This window comes from Acinetobacter sp. BHS4 (assembly GCF_018454425.1).
In the GTDB taxonomy this organism is placed as follows: domain Bacteria; phylum Pseudomonadota; class Gammaproteobacteria; order Pseudomonadales; family Moraxellaceae; genus Acinetobacter; species Acinetobacter pittii.
Map to the genome: position 1 here is coordinate 3,445,319 of NZ_CP075323.1, position 16,399 is coordinate 3,461,717.

The window sequence follows — 16,399 nt, forward strand, 5'->3', positions numbered from 1 at the left end:
AGTTTACAAATAACTTTTGTCAGTTTTTGTCAGTAGTCCTTTGCATTTCTTGTTTCCACCATCTTTGAAACAGATGTTTTTTAAATTCAGGATATATTTCCTCACTCATTTGCAAGTCATGGATACGATCTATCCGAAAATGGCGAAATGCCTGCCGTAATTCACACCAAGCAGCAAGTACAACTTTGTCATGTAAATACCCTAAAGCAAAAGGCCAAAGTGAACGTTCACTTAACCGTTTTTGTTCATCGCAATAATCGACTTTTATTTTTACTTGTTTACGAATCGCTAAACGTACTTGTTCTACTAAAGCTTCATCAACCGGATGCCAGTAATGTGTAACGCCTAGCGTCATGTCATCGATCAAATATTTCCGGTGCTCAGGTAGAACTGCATAAAGTTTAGAATAGATTGAAACGGCTGCCGATTTCATTGCCTGATCTGGAACGTCTTTCAACCACTCTAAAGCTAAAAATAGAGCTTCGGCTTCATTCTCATTAAAAGTAACCGGTGGTAATAAGATGTCTTCTTTAAGCTGAAAACCTAAGCCTGCTGAGGCATCAATTCTTACACCTTGCTCACGTAAGCTGTCAATATCTCGATAGACACTTCGAACACTAATGTTTAGGCTTTCAGCCAAGACTTGTGCTGTGATTGGGTAACGGGCTTCACGGAGCTGTTGTAAAAGATTTAATAGACGAATTGAACGGCTCATTTTTCTCTTCTTATTGTTTTGTTATTCAGCTTAAAGAAAGAGGGAACGTATTCCCTCTTTAATACTATTTCAATTTAAGCGACATCTACAGTAGATAACTGAGCATACCCTCTCAAAAAGCTGTGAAGCTCTTGTACATCTTTAGCAATCGTTAAAGGTTGAAACTTTTGCAGAACTTCAACAGAATGTACGCCATAGCCTACTCCAATACGCGGCATACCCAAACGCTGTGCCATCTCAAGATCATAGCTGCTGTCACCAATCATAACCGCTTGCTCAACATTCACACCAGTTACAGTCAATATTTCCTGCAGCATGAGCGGATCTGGTTTTGAACGTGTTTCGTTGGCTGCCCGAGTCACATCAAAAAGATGAGTACTTTGTGTTTTTGCGATTACACGGTCTAACCCACGGCGATTTTTACCCGTTGCAACTGCAAGCTTTAAACCTTGGGCTTTTAAATCATGGAGTAGTTCAGAAATACCCTCAAACCATGCGTCACTAGTCGAGTTCGCAATATAGTGATCGCCATATGCCTTTAAGATCGAGTCATGCAATTCTGGCGCTTCTGGAAATAAGGTCTGCATCACCTCAGGCAAGCCTAACCCAATAATACTTTTTGCAGCTTCATCGCTTAGAGACAATTCATGTTGCTCTGCTGCATGTTGTAGGCTCGCAACAATCTGGCCAACAGAGTTATATAAAGTTCCGTCCCAGTCAAAAATTACTAATTCGGTTTTCAGACTCATTTTGCTACTCTCAAAGCCTTTAATAACTGGGTCATGTCTTCTGGTAACGGCGCTTCAATCGGTGGATAACCCGGAATATCTAAACGCATCGCGTGTAAACATAAACGTCGTGCCTGCGGACCTGTGTACTCAGTGGTGTGTCCATATTTATCATCACCCAACAACGGGTGTCCAATACTTAAACCATGTACACGAATTTGATGAGTACGGCCTGATAACGGCGATGCATGAACTAAAGTGGCATTTTTAAAACGCTCTGCAACCACCCATTCGGTTTTACTTGGCTTACCTTCTTTGGACACACGTACACGACGCTCGCCATTGGCTAACTCGTAACGAAATAAAGGAGCATCAATGAGTTGTTTATCGAGACTCACCTGACCTTTTACAATTGCCGCATAAGTCTTACGAATTTTGTGCTCACGCAACATATCTTGTAGCAGCTTTAAAGTACTACGTTTTTTGCTAATCATGACCAGACCAGAGGTATCACGGTCAATGCGGTGAATTAGTTCTAAATATTTTTTACCTGTCGCTGCGCGTAAAGCCTCAATCAAACCATACGCCACACCACTACCACCATGTACAGCAATACCTGATGGTTTATTAATGACTAACAAGCCTTCATCTTCATAAACCACACGGCTGAGTAGGCTCTGTGCTACACCATCACTCACAGGAGCAGCGGTTTCATCCTTTTGTTCATAGCGAATAGGTGCAACACGAATCTGATCTCCAATCTCTAATTTGGTCTCAGCTTTAATACGTTTTTTGTTTACTCGAACCTGACCTTCACGAATCAAACGATAAATACGACTCTTAGGTACACCCTTTAAACGCGAAAACAGGAAATTATCAATTCGCTGTCCTGCTTGATGTTCATCCACCTCAAACCAAGTGACACTTTGCCATTGCTGTGTAGAATTCATACTAATATTTAAACCTGAAATTTTGCTAAATTTGATTAATAAATGACCGATTAGCTTAGTTTTTTCACAAGAAATCTAAGCTTAGCCCATAGGCAGATGCTGCAAGGTTTGATATAGTCAGCGCACGGATACCGCCGTAAGTGAACATCTAATAGGGAATTTCCCTGATTGAAACCTCAATCAAAATGATGCTTTCATCACCAGCTCGGATTGGTCCTAAAGAATTATGCCGACGCCGAAGGCTTATTATATCGGCAAAATGACAAACTGTTGCGTTTAATTCAGTTTGTTCAAAAAAATATGTTACCAACTCTAGTTGGTTATGGAACGTAAACTGATACACATCAGACAAATCGCTCCTTAATGTTGCCTTCAGGCTAAAGCGTTGATGCATTGGAACTGCCGAAAGCACCGATACGATGAGCATTCCGTATCAAACTTCCAAAAAGAAGTCACTTCGCGCCCAATGACAGTGAAAGTCATTAACCAATGCACCGCTCACCCGCCAGTGAAGCACTAAGGAAGTCCGATTTAAAGGTTGAAGCAGTATTGCCTACATCACAGACGAGAATCGAAGCTAAGGCTAAATGTAGCCGGTAACAGATGACTCAGACCACAAATATTTTGAGATCTGGGAAATGATCCGTCATGTTCGATGTTCGTTCAGAACCTTTAAGTTTGTGCGATATGTTTGTGTGGGTCACTATTAGGTGTCACACCCATGAAACGTATGTTGATTAATGCAACTCACGCAGAAGAAGTCCGCGTTGCACTTATCACTGGTAATCGTCTTTACGATTTTGATTTAGAGAATCGTACCCGAGAACAGAAAAAATCCAATATCTATAAAGGCCATGTAACCCGCGTAGAACCCTCTTTAGAAGCTGTTTTTGTTGAATACGGCGCAGGCCGTCAAGGCTTCTTGTCTATGCGCGAAATTGCTAACAGTTATTTCCAAGCAGACCCACGACAAACTTCAAACATTCGTGAACTTATCACTGAAGGTACTGAATTACTTGTTCAAGTCGAAAAAGAAGAACGTGGCAATAAAGGTGCAGCCCTTTCTACCTTTATTTCACTTGCAGGACGTTATTTGGTTCTTATGCCAAACAACCCGAAAGGTGGCGGTATTAGTCGTCAAATTTCAGGTTCTGTACGTGAAGAGTTAAAAGAAATTCTAGCTTCTTTAAATTTACCGCGTGGTATGAGCGTTATCGTACGTACCGCTGGTATTGGCCGTACCCAAGAAGAATTACAGTTAGACTTACAGCATTTGCTTGACCTTTGGGCACAAATCCAAGGCACAGCGAGCTCTGGTCCTTCTCCAATGCTGGTTCATCAAGAAGCTGGTGTTGTTACTCGTGCTATCCGCGATTATTTACGTGATGATGTTGCAGAAATTTTAATTGATAGCGAACAGGCTTATAACGAAGCTTATAACTTTGTTAAAGCAGTAATGCCACGTCAATTAGACAAACTCAAAACTTATACTTTAAACGAGCCATTGTTTGCTCATTTTGGTATTGAAAGCCAAATTCAAACTGCTTACGAGCGTGAAGTAAAACTTCCTTCTGGTGGTTCAATCGTGATTGACCAGACCGAAGCTTTAGTTTCAATCGACATTAACTCTGCGAAATCAACTCGTGGACATGACGTTGAAGAAACTGCGCTTAATACTAATTTAGAAGCAGCAGAAGAAATTGCTCGCCAACTTCGTCTTCGTGACATTGGTGGTTTAGTTGTAATCGACTTCATCGATATGACTAAAGAGCGCAACCAACGTATGGTTGAAGCAAAACTTCGTGAAGCAACACAAAGCGATCGCGCACGTATTCAGTTTGGCCAACTTTCTCGTTTTGGCTTAATGGAAATGAGCCGTCAACGCTTACGTCCATCTCTTGAAGAAGCAACAGGTTATGTGTGCCCACGCTGTCATGGTACAGGCATGGTTCGTGACCTACGCTCACTTTCACTTTCGATTATGCGTAAAGTAGAAGAGATCGCGCTTCGTGAACGTCATGGTGAAGTACAAGTAGAAGTGCCTGTTGAAATTGCAGCATTCTTGCTCAATGAAAAACGTCATAGTCTTGTTTATTTAGAACAAACTTCTAGTGTTCGTGTGACTGTTTTACCTCACCCGCACTTAGAAACCCCTCACTACGAAATTCAGTACAATCCAGATGGATTTGCACCATCTAGCTACGAACGTACTGAAGCAACTCGTTCAAGTGAAAAAGAGTTAGGTTATGAATCTTCTGAATGGCATTTAGAAGAAGCTGATCATAGCCATACTCATGCAGCCCCTGCTGCCAATAACGCAGCTAATCAAAAGAAAGCAAATCAAGCGGCTCAACCTGCTGCTCAGGCAAGCGCTCAAAAAGCAGCAAGCCCTTGTGCATGGTTAGAAAACCTTTTTGTTCAAAAACAAGCTCAAACAGTTGATCAATCTCGCTCAGCACAAAATGCTGCTGCCGCAATTGAACAAATGGTGAATACTGGCGCTGTTAGCCGTGGGCAGTTTGGACAAGTTGTAGCACCAGCAGTTGCTGAAGTTACTTCGGCTCCATCTAACAATGCTTATATTTCTCAATCTCCTGTTAAGCAGGAAGCACGTGAGAATGTTGAAAAAGACGATAAAGTACAACAGCAGCGTCCAAACAACAAAAAACGTAAGCACAAAGAGCAACGTGAACAACATCAACATCACCACAATCAAGAACCACAGCAACAACAGGTTCATGAAGAGGTTGTACAGTTATCACGCCAAGAGCAACGTGAATTAAAACGTCAACAAAAGCGTCAACAACAAGATCAGCCGCATGCGCAACATCAAAATGATGGGCAACAAGCTGAACATGCTGTACCACGTCGTGACCGTAATAATCAACAACGTCCAAACCGCCCGAATCGCCACCGCGATCCAAGCGTATTAAATGAAAATCAAAATACGCCGGCACCAGCAGTTGTTGATGAAAAACAAATTAAGGTTGATTTGATTGATGCTCCACAGCATGAAGTCATGAATACAGCCTTAGTCATCAATGTTGATCAAGCACAAAGCGAAATTATTGCTTTAACGCCTGAGCAACCTGTTCAACGTACTGAAAAAGCACCTGTTGTTGAAGCTACTCAAGAACCAGCTCCAGCACCAGTTGTGGCAGTGGAAGAGACGGTAACTGCTGAAGCAGAAGCTCCTCAACCAAAGGCTGAGAAAACTCAACCGCAAGTTCAACGTGCAAGTAATGATCCTCGTATGCGTCGCCGTGAACAACGCAATGCAAAACGTGCTAAAGCTACTGCACCATCAATTGCCCCATCGCAAATTCCAACGTTGGCGCAATATACAATTGGTAGCTTGATCCGTCATGTTTACGGTGAAGACTGCACAGTACTGATTGAACAGTTTGGTTTAGTTCCAACATTCAATCGTGCATTGCAGAAATTTGCAGAGCAATATGCAAGTACTCTAGTGACTGAAGTCGCATCTGAAGCTGAAGACAAAAAGCCTGTTACTCGTGATGCCGAGCTTCCAAGCAATAAGCCTTCACAAGAAGCAGAACCTGCGCCAGTACTTCCGTTGACGCCACCAAAAGAAGCGACACCACGTGTTGCTAATGATCCGCGTGAACGCCGTCGTTTAGCGAAACTTGCAGCTGAACAAGCTTTTGAGCAAGTTAAACAACAACATTCTGCACCAGAAGAAGCTGCCCCTGTAGCTGAGACTGTGGAAGAAGCCGTTGTTGCTCCTACTACTGAAACACAAGCACCTGTTGAATCAAAACAACAACCGCTTGAGCTTGATCAGCAAGTTGAAGTAGCAGCTAATGTAGAAGAGACACCAGCTGAACCTGCAGTAGAAGCTCCGGTTGCAAAACAGCCAAAAGCAGCTGCAAAAGCCAAAGCAGCTACAGAACAAGCTGTAGAGCCAACTGAAGCTCCTGCCGAGAGTGAATCGGAAGATTCTAAAGCTGATAAGGACAAACCAAGTCGTCCTCGTCGCCCTCGCGGCCGTCCACCAAAGAAAGCAAATCCTGTAGCTGAGTAAATCATTTGCTCAATTGCAGCTAATTTAAACAAACCTAGTCATTTCGATGACTAGGTTTTTTTTGTTATTTTTAACCAATTAGGTTGATTGCACTAGAAGAAAAGTTTTAAAAGCATGGTGAACCATGAAAAATACTGTACTTTTGCCAACGCAACCTTTTTTGGATTGATCGAAAAATAAATAGGATTGATATGAGCCAGACAACACAGACCGATATCATTACGCTTGGGGATGTTGCCACCAGACTTCCTAGCTTCATTCCCAAAGTACCCCATATCCTGAATGGTCTTAAACAGGCTTATTTAAGAACAGCAAATACACCAACTGGATTAGGTGTAGCTTTTGAGAAAGCTGTTAAGCGGAATCCGAAAGGTATTGCTTTATTATTTGAAGATCAAAGTTACTCATACGAAGCTTTAAATGAATGGGCTAACCAGATTTCTCACTATTATTTATCTCTCGGCGCACGTAAAGGTGATGTGATTGCCGTAATGGTTGAGAACCGTTCTGAGCTTATTGCCACTATTGTGGGCTTAGCTAAAATTGGGGTAACGATTGCGCTTGTGAATACATCTCAAGTCGGTAAAGTCCTCGCTCATAGTATCAACCTTGTAAAACCAATTGCAGTCATTGCGGGTGAAGAAGTCCGTGCTGCAATCGATGAAATTCGTCAAGACTTAAATGTTCCTAAAGAACGTTTCCACTGGTTTGCAGATCAGGCTACTCGTCAAGATGCCGGAACAGCACCTCAAGGTTATGCCAATCTTGCAATAGAAATTGATCAATTCCCGAAATTCAATCCATCGACCACACATTCCGTTCATGGTAATGATGGTCTGTTTTATATTTATACTTCGGGTACAACGGGCTTACCAAAAGCAGTTATTTTTAAACATAGTCGCTGGACACTCGCATATGGCACTTATGGCCACATTTTAAACCTTGGTCCAGATGATGTGATGTATGTAACTTTGCCGCTGTATCATGCAACAGGCGTGGTTGTTTGCTGGTGTGGTGTGATTGCAGGAAGCTCTACCCTTGCCATTCGACGTAAATATTCAACCAGTGCTTTCTGGAAAGATGTTCAGAAGTTTGATGCCTCTGCAATCGGTTATGTAGGTGAACTTTGCCGCTACTTGATGGATGCTCCGACTACAGAGCTTGACCGTGCTCACCGTGTAACCAAAATGATTGGTAACGGCATGCGTCCAAACATCTGGGATAAATTCAAACAACGTTTTGGCGTTCAAGAAGTTCTTGAGCTTTATGCCTCAAGTGAAGGTAACGTTGGCTTTAGTAATATTTTCAACTTTGACAACACAGTAGGCTTCTCCCCTACGCCATACGCAATTATTGAGTTTGATAAAGAGAAAAATGAACCGATACGCGATAAAAATGGCTGGTGTAAAAAAGTTAAAGCGGGTGAAGTCGGTTTATTGGTAGGTAAAATTACCAGTCGCTCTCCATTTGACGGCTATACCGACCCAGAAAAGAACAAATCTGTGATTATGCAAGATGTCTTCAAAAAGGGTGACTCATATTTCAACACAGGTGATCTTGTTCGTAATATTGGTTTCCGTCATGCCCAGTTTGTTGACCGCTTAGGTGATACCTTCCGCTGGAAAGGCGAAAATGTATCTACCACCGAAGTTGAAAACATGGTGTGTGAATATGACAAGATTGCTGAAGCTGTCGTTTATGGTGTAGAAATTCCAAATACCAATGGTCGTGCAGGTATGGCAGCAATCACACTTGCTGATGGTGCCGAGTTAAATGACGCTGATTTAACAGAAATGGTGACTGTATTTAAAAAATGCTTACCTGCTTATGCGGTACCAGTGTTTTTACGTATACAAGCTAAAGTTGAAACTACAGGTACTTTTAAGTACCAAAAGAATAAATTGAAGGAAGATGCGTTTAATCCAAGCAAAACTTCTGAACGTTTACTCGCTTTATTGCCTGGTGCAAGCAGTTACTGTGACATCACAACTGAAATTTTTGACAACATTCAGGCATATAAATACCGTTTTTAGTTCATTTTTTAGCTAAACAAGAGGAAATCGTGCTTTTTATAGGCAATCATGCAAATGTTTTTAAATTTCCTCTTGTGTTAGTTGAATAACTTGCTAAAATACGCGACATCAAAACAAAGGTGGTGTTAGAAAACTTTTAGTTATCTTGCACTTCACATTCAAATGATATTTGAATGTTTGTTCAGGGTCGTTAGCTCAGTTGGTAGAGCAGCGGACTTTTAATCCGTTGGTCCCGCGTTCGAGTCGCGGACGACCCACCACTTATCTGTTTTGAACCTATTTGGGTCGTTAGCTCAGTTGGTAGAGCAGCGGACTTTTAATCCGTTGGTCCCGCGTTCGAGTCGCGGACGACCCACCAAATTCTAAAAAGCCTCTCACTGCGAGAGGCTTTTTTTATTGTTAATGTATTTTAGTTTTATGACTAAAAGATGACGATGCACTTCTTATATAGAACATCCCTAGCCCATTCCATAAAGATTTCCAAACGTTTAGGAATATAACTTCTATTCGGATATAAAATATTAAGTGGAAGTGATTGAGCGGTATAGGCACTTAGTACTTCAACTAAAGTTCCCTGCTCGATTTTATCCTGAACATCGTAGTATGGAAGTTGAATAATTCCTAAACCTGCAATAGCCGCTGCAATATAGGCTTCCGTATTATTTACGCTTAAAGCACTATCCATCATCACAGCTCCATCTTGATATAAGAATACGCCCTGTTTTTCTCCTACGGCTCCCGCATAGTTAATGAGTTTGTGTTGAGATAGATCTTCTAATTGTTCAGGAATACCGTACTGTTCTAAATAGTCAGCACTTGCGCAGTTCACCATAATCAAGTTCCCAACGAACTTCGCGATCAAACTACTATTATCTAACTGCCCCACCCGAACAACACAATCGATTCCTTTCTCGATTAAGTCAGTAATGTCATCAGAGCTATGAAGTTGTAAATGGATATCTGGATAACGCCTATAGAAATCGGGAAGTTCAGGAATAATCACTTGATGTACGATTCGGCTGGGCATTGAAATTTTTAGCGTGCCACGATAATGCTGTTTTTGTGCCTGTATAAGCTGTTCAAGCTGTTCATAATCAAATAATAGGTTTTGACACTCAGGTAATATTCGTTGTCCATCTTGGGTAAGGCTAACTTTACGCGTAGTTCGATGAAATAAGCGTACCCCATAGTGAGTTTCTAGCTGTTGAATTGCGCTCGTTACTGTCGAGCGAGGTAAATCAAGCTGATTTGCCACTTCACTAAAGCTTTGTCGCTTAGCGACTTCTGTAAAAATAAAAAATTGCTGCAACCGATCCATTTAATTGTTCGTATTTTTTGAATAGTTAAACCAAACTAGCATAATTGATCAAAAATTACCGCCAATCTAGACTAAAAACACATTAAAACAAGTCATCATAGGAACAACCATCATGGCAACTCATACTCTTAAAAATAAAGTTGTATTGATTACAGGCGGCGCAAAAAACTTAGGTGGACTGATTAGCCGTAAATTTGCAGAACAAGGCGCAAAAATCGCAATTCACTACAATAGCGCTGAAACTCAAGCAGATGCTGAACAGACGCTCGCAGATGTAAGAGCATTCGGTGTAGATGCCGTTTTAATTCAGGCAGACCTAACGGATATTGATAATATCGAAAAGCTCTTCTTAGACACTAAGCAGCATTTTGGCGGAATTGATATTGCGATCAATACAGTTGGAAAGGTTTTAAAGAAATCTTTTTTAGATACCACAGAACAAGAGTTTGATAGCATGAGCGATATCAACTCAAAAATTGCCTATTTCTTTATCCAATCGGCGGGTCGTCATTTAAATGATGGTGGAAAGATTTGTTCAATCGTGACTTCTCTTCTTGCAGCCTATACTGGACTCTATTCAACCTATGAAGGTTTAAAAGCACCTGTTGAGCATTACACACGTGCTGCATCAAAAGAATTTGGAGACCGTCAGATTTCTGTGACTGCTGTTGCACCTGGACCCATGGATACACCGTTCTTTTATGGTCAGGAATCTGCCGAAGCAGTCGCTTATCATAAGTCCGCTTCAGCTTTAGGTGGACTCACCAAAATTGAAGATATCGAACCTTTAGTTCGCTTTCTGGTAACCGAAGGTTGGTGGATTACAGGTCAAACAATTTTTGCAAATGGCGGCTATACCACTCGCTAAAATCAAAAAAGCCGCATCTCAATGTGTGGCTTTTTAATTTGCTTCTTTACAAGAACTCTTCTAGTACCGAATTTAAGAAAATATGCCCCTGCTCAGTACAAGCCAAACGAGCGTTATCCTCTACCAATAGCTTTCTAGCTCGTAGTGAAGTGAGTACTTCATTTAAGTGATCTAGGCTTAAACCTGTGCGCTGCTCATATAGCTCAGCTTCTACACCATCATTTAAACGTAAAGCATTCATCATGAACTCAAAAGGTAACTCTTCTGCCTCAATCTTTTTCATTTGCAAATGTTCGGCTGGAACCTTAGCCAAATAGTCTTTTGGCAAACGAGTTTTTTGGAAACGGTACACCCCATCTGGTTGTGTCACTTTGCCATGTGCGCCTGCACCAATTGCAAGGTAATCACCAAATTCCCAATAATTTAAATTATGGGCTGAAGGTTGTTCTTTACGCCAAGCCGACACTTCATAGTTTATAAAACCATTGGCTTTTAGATAAGCCTCTCCCTGCTCTTGAATATCTTCTAGCACTTCATCTTGAGGTAAAACGGGTTGAGTACGGAAGAATACGGTGTTTGGCTCAATAGTAAGTTGATACCAACTGATATGTGTCGCGCCATGCTCTACAGCAACCTTTAAATCATACAGCGCTAGTTCTAGCGTTTGCTCAGGTAGGCCATGCATTAAATCGACATTAACACGCTTAAAGCCTGCTTGTCGTGCCTGCTCAATTGCATCCATAGCATTGTTGGCTGAATGAATACGCCCAAGCTTTTGCAAGTGCTCTGTATTAAAAGTCTGCACACCAATCGATAAACGATTAATACCTGCGTCTAAATAGCCTGCAAACGGGTCATGTTCTAGTGTTCCGGGATTTGCCTCTAGGGTGATTTCACAGCCATCTTCAAATTTGAGTAATGACTTAAGCTGTTCAAACAGCCACGCATAGCCTTTGGCAGAAATCAGTGAAGGCGTTCCACCACCAATAAATACACTGTGAATTGAACGTCCCTGTGCCATCTCAACTTGAGTTTCAAAGTCGGCCACCAATGCTTTTAAATAGGTTTGCTCGAGTTCTGCCGAAAGCGCTCCATCTGGTACGGCATGCGAGTTAAAGTCACAATATGGACATTTACGCACGCACCAAGGCATATGGATATATAAAGATAAAGGAACAGAAGCAGGATTTAATACGGCCAAGGAACAAGTCCAATTTACACAATATTTCTATTTTAACATGACTGCATCAATGGGCTTATGAAAACATACCTTAATTGCTTTAGACTGTTTTTAAACATACTTAAATATTGATAAAAATGATGAAATTCTCTAGTCAACTTTTCCTGATCTTACCTCTAGCTATGGGAATCGGTGTTGCCATGGCTTTTCAGACTGCAATCAATGCTCAACTGCGCGAGCAACTACACTCACCCTTGCAGGCAGCTTTATTATCATTTTTCATAGGTACAATTGTTTTAGCCATTATGGTTTTCTTTCAAAGTGCCGAGAAGCCCACTTTAAGTGAAATATCAAATATTCCATGGCTTCTTTGGACGGGAGGATTTCTTGGGGTTTATGCAATCAGCATGAGCATTTATACTGCACCTAAACTTGGTTTTTTAACCTTTACAGGGCTAGTCGTTTTTGGGCAATTGGTCATTTCAATGTTGCTTGACCATTTTGGCTGGTTAGGTACAGAAAAGACACCTGTTACATGGCAACGGTTTCTTGGTGGCGTGATCATCTTTGTTGGTGTGGTACTCACTTTGCAGCGTTAGCTTCATTTTTTATATTTAAAAAGAGTACCTTTTGTGTCGAATGTCACATCTTTTCGGGCTGAATTAAAACAACTCTTCCACTTAATGCTACCAATTTTAATTACCCAGTTTGCTCAAGCAGGATTCGGGTTAATTGACACTATTATGGCTGGGCATTTATCTGCAACCGATTTAGCAGCAATTGCTGTAGGGGTCGGTTTATGGGTTCCAATCATGCTCCTGTTCAGCGGCATTATGATTGCAACAACACCTTTGGTCGCTGAAGCAAAAGGCGCAAGAAATACAGAGCAGATCCCTGTCGTTGTTCGTCAGTCATTGTGGGTTGCTGTCATTTTAGGTGTACTGGCAATGCTCATTTTGCAGCTTATGCCGTTTTTCTTGCATGTGTTCGGCGTACCAGAGAGCTTACGACCTAAAGCAAGCTTGTTCTTGCATGCAATTGGTTTAGGTATGCCAGCTGTGACTATGTACGCAGCGCTACGTGGCTATTCAGAAGCATTAGGCCATCCACGCCCTGTTACAGCTATTAGCCTATTAGCTTTAGTTGTATTGGTCCCTCTTAACATGATCTTTATGCATGGATTAGGGCCAATACCTGCATTAGGTAGCGCTGGCTGTGGTTTTGCAACCTCCATTTTACAATGGCTCATGTTGATTACATTAGCAGGCTATATTTATAAAGCTTCGGCTTATCAAAACACGTCTATTTTTGGCCGATTTGATAAAATTAATATGGCTTTAGTTAAAAGAATTTTACAGCTTGGTCTACCAATCGGTTTAGCTGTGTTCTTTGAGATTAGCATTTTTAGTACAGGGGCATTGGTCCTTAGCCCACTGGGTGAAGTGTTTATTGCTGCACACCAAGTCGCAATTTCCGTTACCTCTGTGCTGTTTATGATTCCGCTTTCACTAGCCATTGCCTTAACCATCCGTGTCGGTACTTATTATGGTGAAAAGAACTGGGCTTCAATGTACCAAGTACAAAAAATTGGGCTCAGCACAGCAATATTTTTTGCCATATTAACCATGACTTTTATTGCTCTAGGCCGTGAACAAATTATCTCGATTTATACTCAAGACTTAAACGTAGCTCCTGTTGCGATGTATTTACTCTGGTTTGCAATGGCATATCAATTGATGGATGCACTACAAGTAAGTGCCGCAGGCTGTTTAAGAGGTATGCAAGATACTCAAGCACCCATGTGGATTACGCTCATGGCATATTGGGTGATTGCTTTCCCTATTGGGCTTTATTTAGCACGTTATACCCATTGGGGCGTTGCTGGTGTTTGGCTAGGTTTAATTATTGGTTTAAGCATTGCTTGTGTTTTATTACTCTCACGGCTTTATTTAAATACCAAACGTTTAAGCCAGACCTAATAAAAAAGCCGATGTTTCATCGGCTTTTTTTCATTATGCAGACTTTGCTCGCGGGCTTGCTCCAATTTGCCAGACAAAGGGTAAATCGGTACGGTTCACTTCCCAATCGCCAATCACCTTTTCTTTATAAATGAGTGGATTATGAGAAGAGACTGTTCGTGCGTTGCGCCAGAAACGGTCAAGTTGTTTGACCTGACTACTTGCCGATGCACCTAAAGCGTTAAATAACTGGCTGGTTAAATCCAATACCAAATTAGAAATCACCACCTGCCCTTGTGCCGACTCAAGTTCTGCATCTACATTAAACTGATGTTCTTTCACCTCTAACTCACTAAAGTGACTTTCATAAGCCTTCTGTAAGGCTTCTGCTGTTTTAATCGTAATTGCTAGACTTCCATAGGCTTGAGCCGAGGCTTTACCCACCACCTGTAAAACTTGTGGGTCGTGACGAACAAGGTCCCCATTACCATGACTAAAAATACGCTTTCGCTCACGTATTTCTTGGCTAAAAGTTTCGACCGCAGCATGTGCAATCCCTGTTAGAGTTGCAAGGTGGACAACCTGATAAAAAGCGGTCTGATATTTAAAACGTTGATCAAATGGAATGAGATGTGAAGCAGGCAAATGCACCTGATGCACTTTTAAAGTACCACTGCCCGTTGTCTTTTGACCAAAGCCATCCCAATCATCAATCACACTAACCCCAGTTTCATGGCGATAAATAGCAGCAATCACATGACGGTCATTCACTTCATCGTAAGCAAATAAGTCGATCCAGTCTGCAAAAATACTTCCTGTTGAATAGTACTTTTCGCCATTCACCACTAAATTACCCGAAGCATCTTTGGTTACTCGGGTAACGACATCACCAATCTGTACATTTCCAACTTCGGTCCATGCGTTTCCAACTAAATCACCTTGTACAAAACGCTGAAACCAGACTTCCTGCGAATGCTCTTTATGCGCAACCAAACGGTCTTCGACAAAAGCAAAGTGTCCACGCAACGCTTGCACAATATTCGAGTCTGCTTGCGCCAATTCTGCTAGAAGCTGGAAAAGTTGTGGCAATGACACCCCATCTCCACCATATTTAACGGGTACCCGTACTGCACCTAATTTGAGTTCTTTTAACCACTGAATCGGTTCAAAAGGTAAGATTCGTTCTTTTTCCCGTTGAATTGCACCTTGGGCAATTTTTTCAAAAACTGGACGAAATCTACTTGCTACCTTTTCATAATCGGCGCCTACCGATAGCTCTTCTAATTCAATTTGCGTAATTGTCATCTTTATTCTCCTAATCTTATTTTTTCTTCACTTTAGCTCCATGCATGACGAGGTGGATGGATGCCATTGAGGTAGTAATTACCGACAATGTGATATTTCCAACGTACTGGATCATGCAAGGTGTGAGTACGCGCATTACGCCAATGGCGGTCCAGATTAAGCTCTGACAAAGTAGAACGTGTTCCAGACAACTCAAAAAGCTTATTCGCTGCTAAAATCGCAACTTCTGTAGTGAGTACTTTTGCTTCAGCAACTAGCAATGTCGCTTGATTTACATGTTCTTCTGTTGTGTCGGCAATCGCTTGATCAATCGCATCTCCTGCTAAATCTAATACTGCTTCTGCTGCACGCAGTTTTATTTTTAAATCACCAATATTTGCAATCGTATAGGGGTCATCACTGGCTTTTTCCAAACCTGAATCGACCCATGCACGGCTATGATTTTTGACATAGTGAATTGTTTCTTCAATTGCACCACGCGCAATACCAGCGTCGACAGCAGCTTGAATAAATTGTGAAATTGCACCTGCTGGTGTAGGACGTTCGAAAGCCTGATAAATTGGAATGAGATATTCTTCACGTACTGGAACTTGATTAAGTTCAACGGTCCCACTGGCTGTGGTTCTTTGCCCGAAACCAGACCAGTCATTAATAATATTCACTCCTGAAGTTTCCCGAGGAACTAGCGCCGCATAAGGCTGCCCTTGTTCATTCACAGCGACAATTGGAACCCAATGTGCCAGCAATGCGCCTGTTGCAAAAAACTTCTTCCCATTAATTTCATAACCGTGCTCGGTCTTTTTTAATGTGGTAGTGAGGTCAGCCACCGTTTTGCTATGTTTTTCCGAAAATGCATTGCCAAAACGAATTCCTCTCAACACTAAATTAAAGAAGAACTGTTGTTGTTCTGGGCCTGCATCAAGACGCAAATGTTCAATAAAAGCCAAGTGATTTTGGGGAAGCTGTGCAAGAGATGGATCAACACTCGCAATTGTTTTGATGATCTCAGCCAAAGTTCGATATTTGACTTGTGCACCACCAAATTGCTTAGGAACCGTAATGGCCCATAAGCCGCTTTGTGAGAACTGTTGAATTTCATTTAGGGGTAAACGGCGCTCTCTGTCTCGCTCAGATGCTTCTTGTGCAAACTCTTGAGCAAGTTGTTTGGCAAGCTCAATTGCCTCTTCATCAGAACGAATAATATGCGCATCTTTTGACTGCTCAAACACAGATAAAGGAACCGCCTGAGACCGCCCATGGGCCGAACTTAAACTTGTCATAACTTTTGTTATCTCTATT

12 protein-coding genes and 2 tRNA genes are annotated in these 16,399 nt (G+C 41.7%); 7 read left to right on the top strand and 7 right to left on the bottom strand.

Annotated elements, in window-relative coordinates:
- Positions 1-19: 19 nt before the first annotated feature.
- From KIP84_RS16550 to KIP84_RS16560, 3 genes are all read right to left on the bottom strand, one after another.
- A complete protein-coding gene (locus KIP84_RS16550) occupies positions 20-715 on the bottom strand; it encodes a YafY family protein (RefSeq protein ID WP_002114898.1) in 696 nt (231 codons plus the stop codon).
- A gap of 74 nt (positions 716-789) precedes the next feature.
- On the bottom strand, positions 790-1,464 hold the full coding sequence (locus tag KIP84_RS16555; protein WP_213688930.1) for an HAD-IA family hydrolase: 675 nt from the start codon (positions 1,462-1,464) through the stop codon (positions 790-792).
- Entirely contained in the window at positions 1,461-2,393 is a 933-nt protein-coding gene (locus tag KIP84_RS16560) for an RluA family pseudouridine synthase (RefSeq protein WP_005079237.1), read from the bottom strand. Before KIP84_RS16560 ends, KIP84_RS16555 begins: the two co-directional genes overlap by 4 nt.
- Positions 2,394-3,114: 721 nt before the next feature.
- On the opposite strand from KIP84_RS16560, the gene KIP84_RS16565 reads away from it, so the two are divergent.
- The 4 genes from KIP84_RS16565 (at position 3,115) to KIP84_RS16580 (ending at position 8,829) form a co-directional block, all read left to right on the top strand.
- Positions 3,115-6,438 (top strand): Rne/Rng family ribonuclease, encoded by a 3,324-nt coding sequence (locus tag KIP84_RS16565; protein WP_213688931.1) that lies wholly within the window; start codon positions 3,115-3,117, stop codon positions 6,436-6,438.
- A gap of 191 nt (positions 6,439-6,629) precedes the next feature.
- Positions 6,630-8,471, top strand: coding sequence for a long-chain-acyl-CoA synthetase (locus KIP84_RS16570; protein ID WP_213688932.1), 1,842 nt, complete (start codon positions 6,630-6,632; stop codon positions 8,469-8,471).
- A 184-nt stretch (positions 8,472-8,655) separates the two neighbouring features.
- A tRNA-Lys gene (locus KIP84_RS16575) sits at positions 8,656-8,731 on the top strand.
- A gap of 22 nt (positions 8,732-8,753) precedes the next feature.
- Positions 8,754-8,829: transfer RNA gene (locus KIP84_RS16580), tRNA-Lys, on the top strand.
- Positions 8,830-8,892: 63 nt separating this feature from the next.
- Here KIP84_RS16580 and KIP84_RS16585 read toward each other — a convergent pair.
- The gene (locus KIP84_RS16585; protein ID WP_213688933.1) at positions 8,893-9,789 is read right to left on the bottom strand and encodes a LysR family transcriptional regulator; all 897 of its coding nucleotides are present in this window, start codon (positions 9,787-9,789) and stop codon (positions 8,893-8,895) included.
- A 112-nt stretch (positions 9,790-9,901) separates the two neighbouring features.
- Here KIP84_RS16585 and KIP84_RS16590 point away from each other — a divergent pair, with 112 nt between their 5' ends.
- Positions 9,902-10,657, top strand: coding sequence for an SDR family oxidoreductase (locus KIP84_RS16590; protein ID WP_213688934.1), 756 nt, complete (start codon positions 9,902-9,904; stop codon positions 10,655-10,657).
- 46 nt (positions 10,658-10,703) lie between these two features.
- On the opposite strand, the gene hemW is transcribed toward KIP84_RS16590, so the two are convergent.
- Positions 10,704-11,858 carry a radical SAM family heme chaperone HemW gene (gene hemW / locus KIP84_RS16595; protein WP_213688935.1) on the bottom strand — a complete coding sequence of 385 codons (1,155 nt, stop codon included), beginning with the start codon at positions 11,856-11,858 and terminating at the stop codon, positions 10,704-10,706.
- Between the two features lie 116 nt (positions 11,859-11,974).
- Between hemW and KIP84_RS16600 the strand changes: the two genes are divergently transcribed.
- Together KIP84_RS16600 and abeM are read left to right on the top strand one after the other, a co-directional pair.
- Positions 11,975-12,436, top strand: a complete 462-nt coding sequence (locus tag KIP84_RS16600; RefSeq protein ID WP_213688936.1) for a DMT family transporter — start codon at positions 11,975-11,977, stop codon at positions 12,434-12,436.
- 33 nt (positions 12,437-12,469) lie between these two features.
- Positions 12,470-13,816, top strand: a complete 1,347-nt coding sequence (gene abeM / locus KIP84_RS16605) for a multidrug efflux MATE transporter AbeM (RefSeq protein ID WP_191900543.1) — start codon at positions 12,470-12,472, stop codon at positions 13,814-13,816.
- A 33-nt stretch (positions 13,817-13,849) separates the two neighbouring features.
- Here abeM and KIP84_RS16610 read toward each other — a convergent pair whose 3' ends face one another.
- Positions 13,850-15,100, bottom strand: coding sequence for an acyl-CoA dehydrogenase family protein (locus KIP84_RS16610; RefSeq protein ID WP_005301987.1), 1,251 nt, complete (start codon positions 15,098-15,100; stop codon positions 13,850-13,852).
- A 32-nt stretch (positions 15,101-15,132) separates the two neighbouring features.
- On the bottom strand, positions 15,133-16,380 hold the full coding sequence (locus tag KIP84_RS16615) for an SfnB family sulfur acquisition oxidoreductase (RefSeq protein ID WP_213688937.1): 1,248 nt from the start codon (positions 16,378-16,380) through the stop codon (positions 15,133-15,135).
- Positions 16,381-16,399 lie beyond the last annotated feature (19 nt).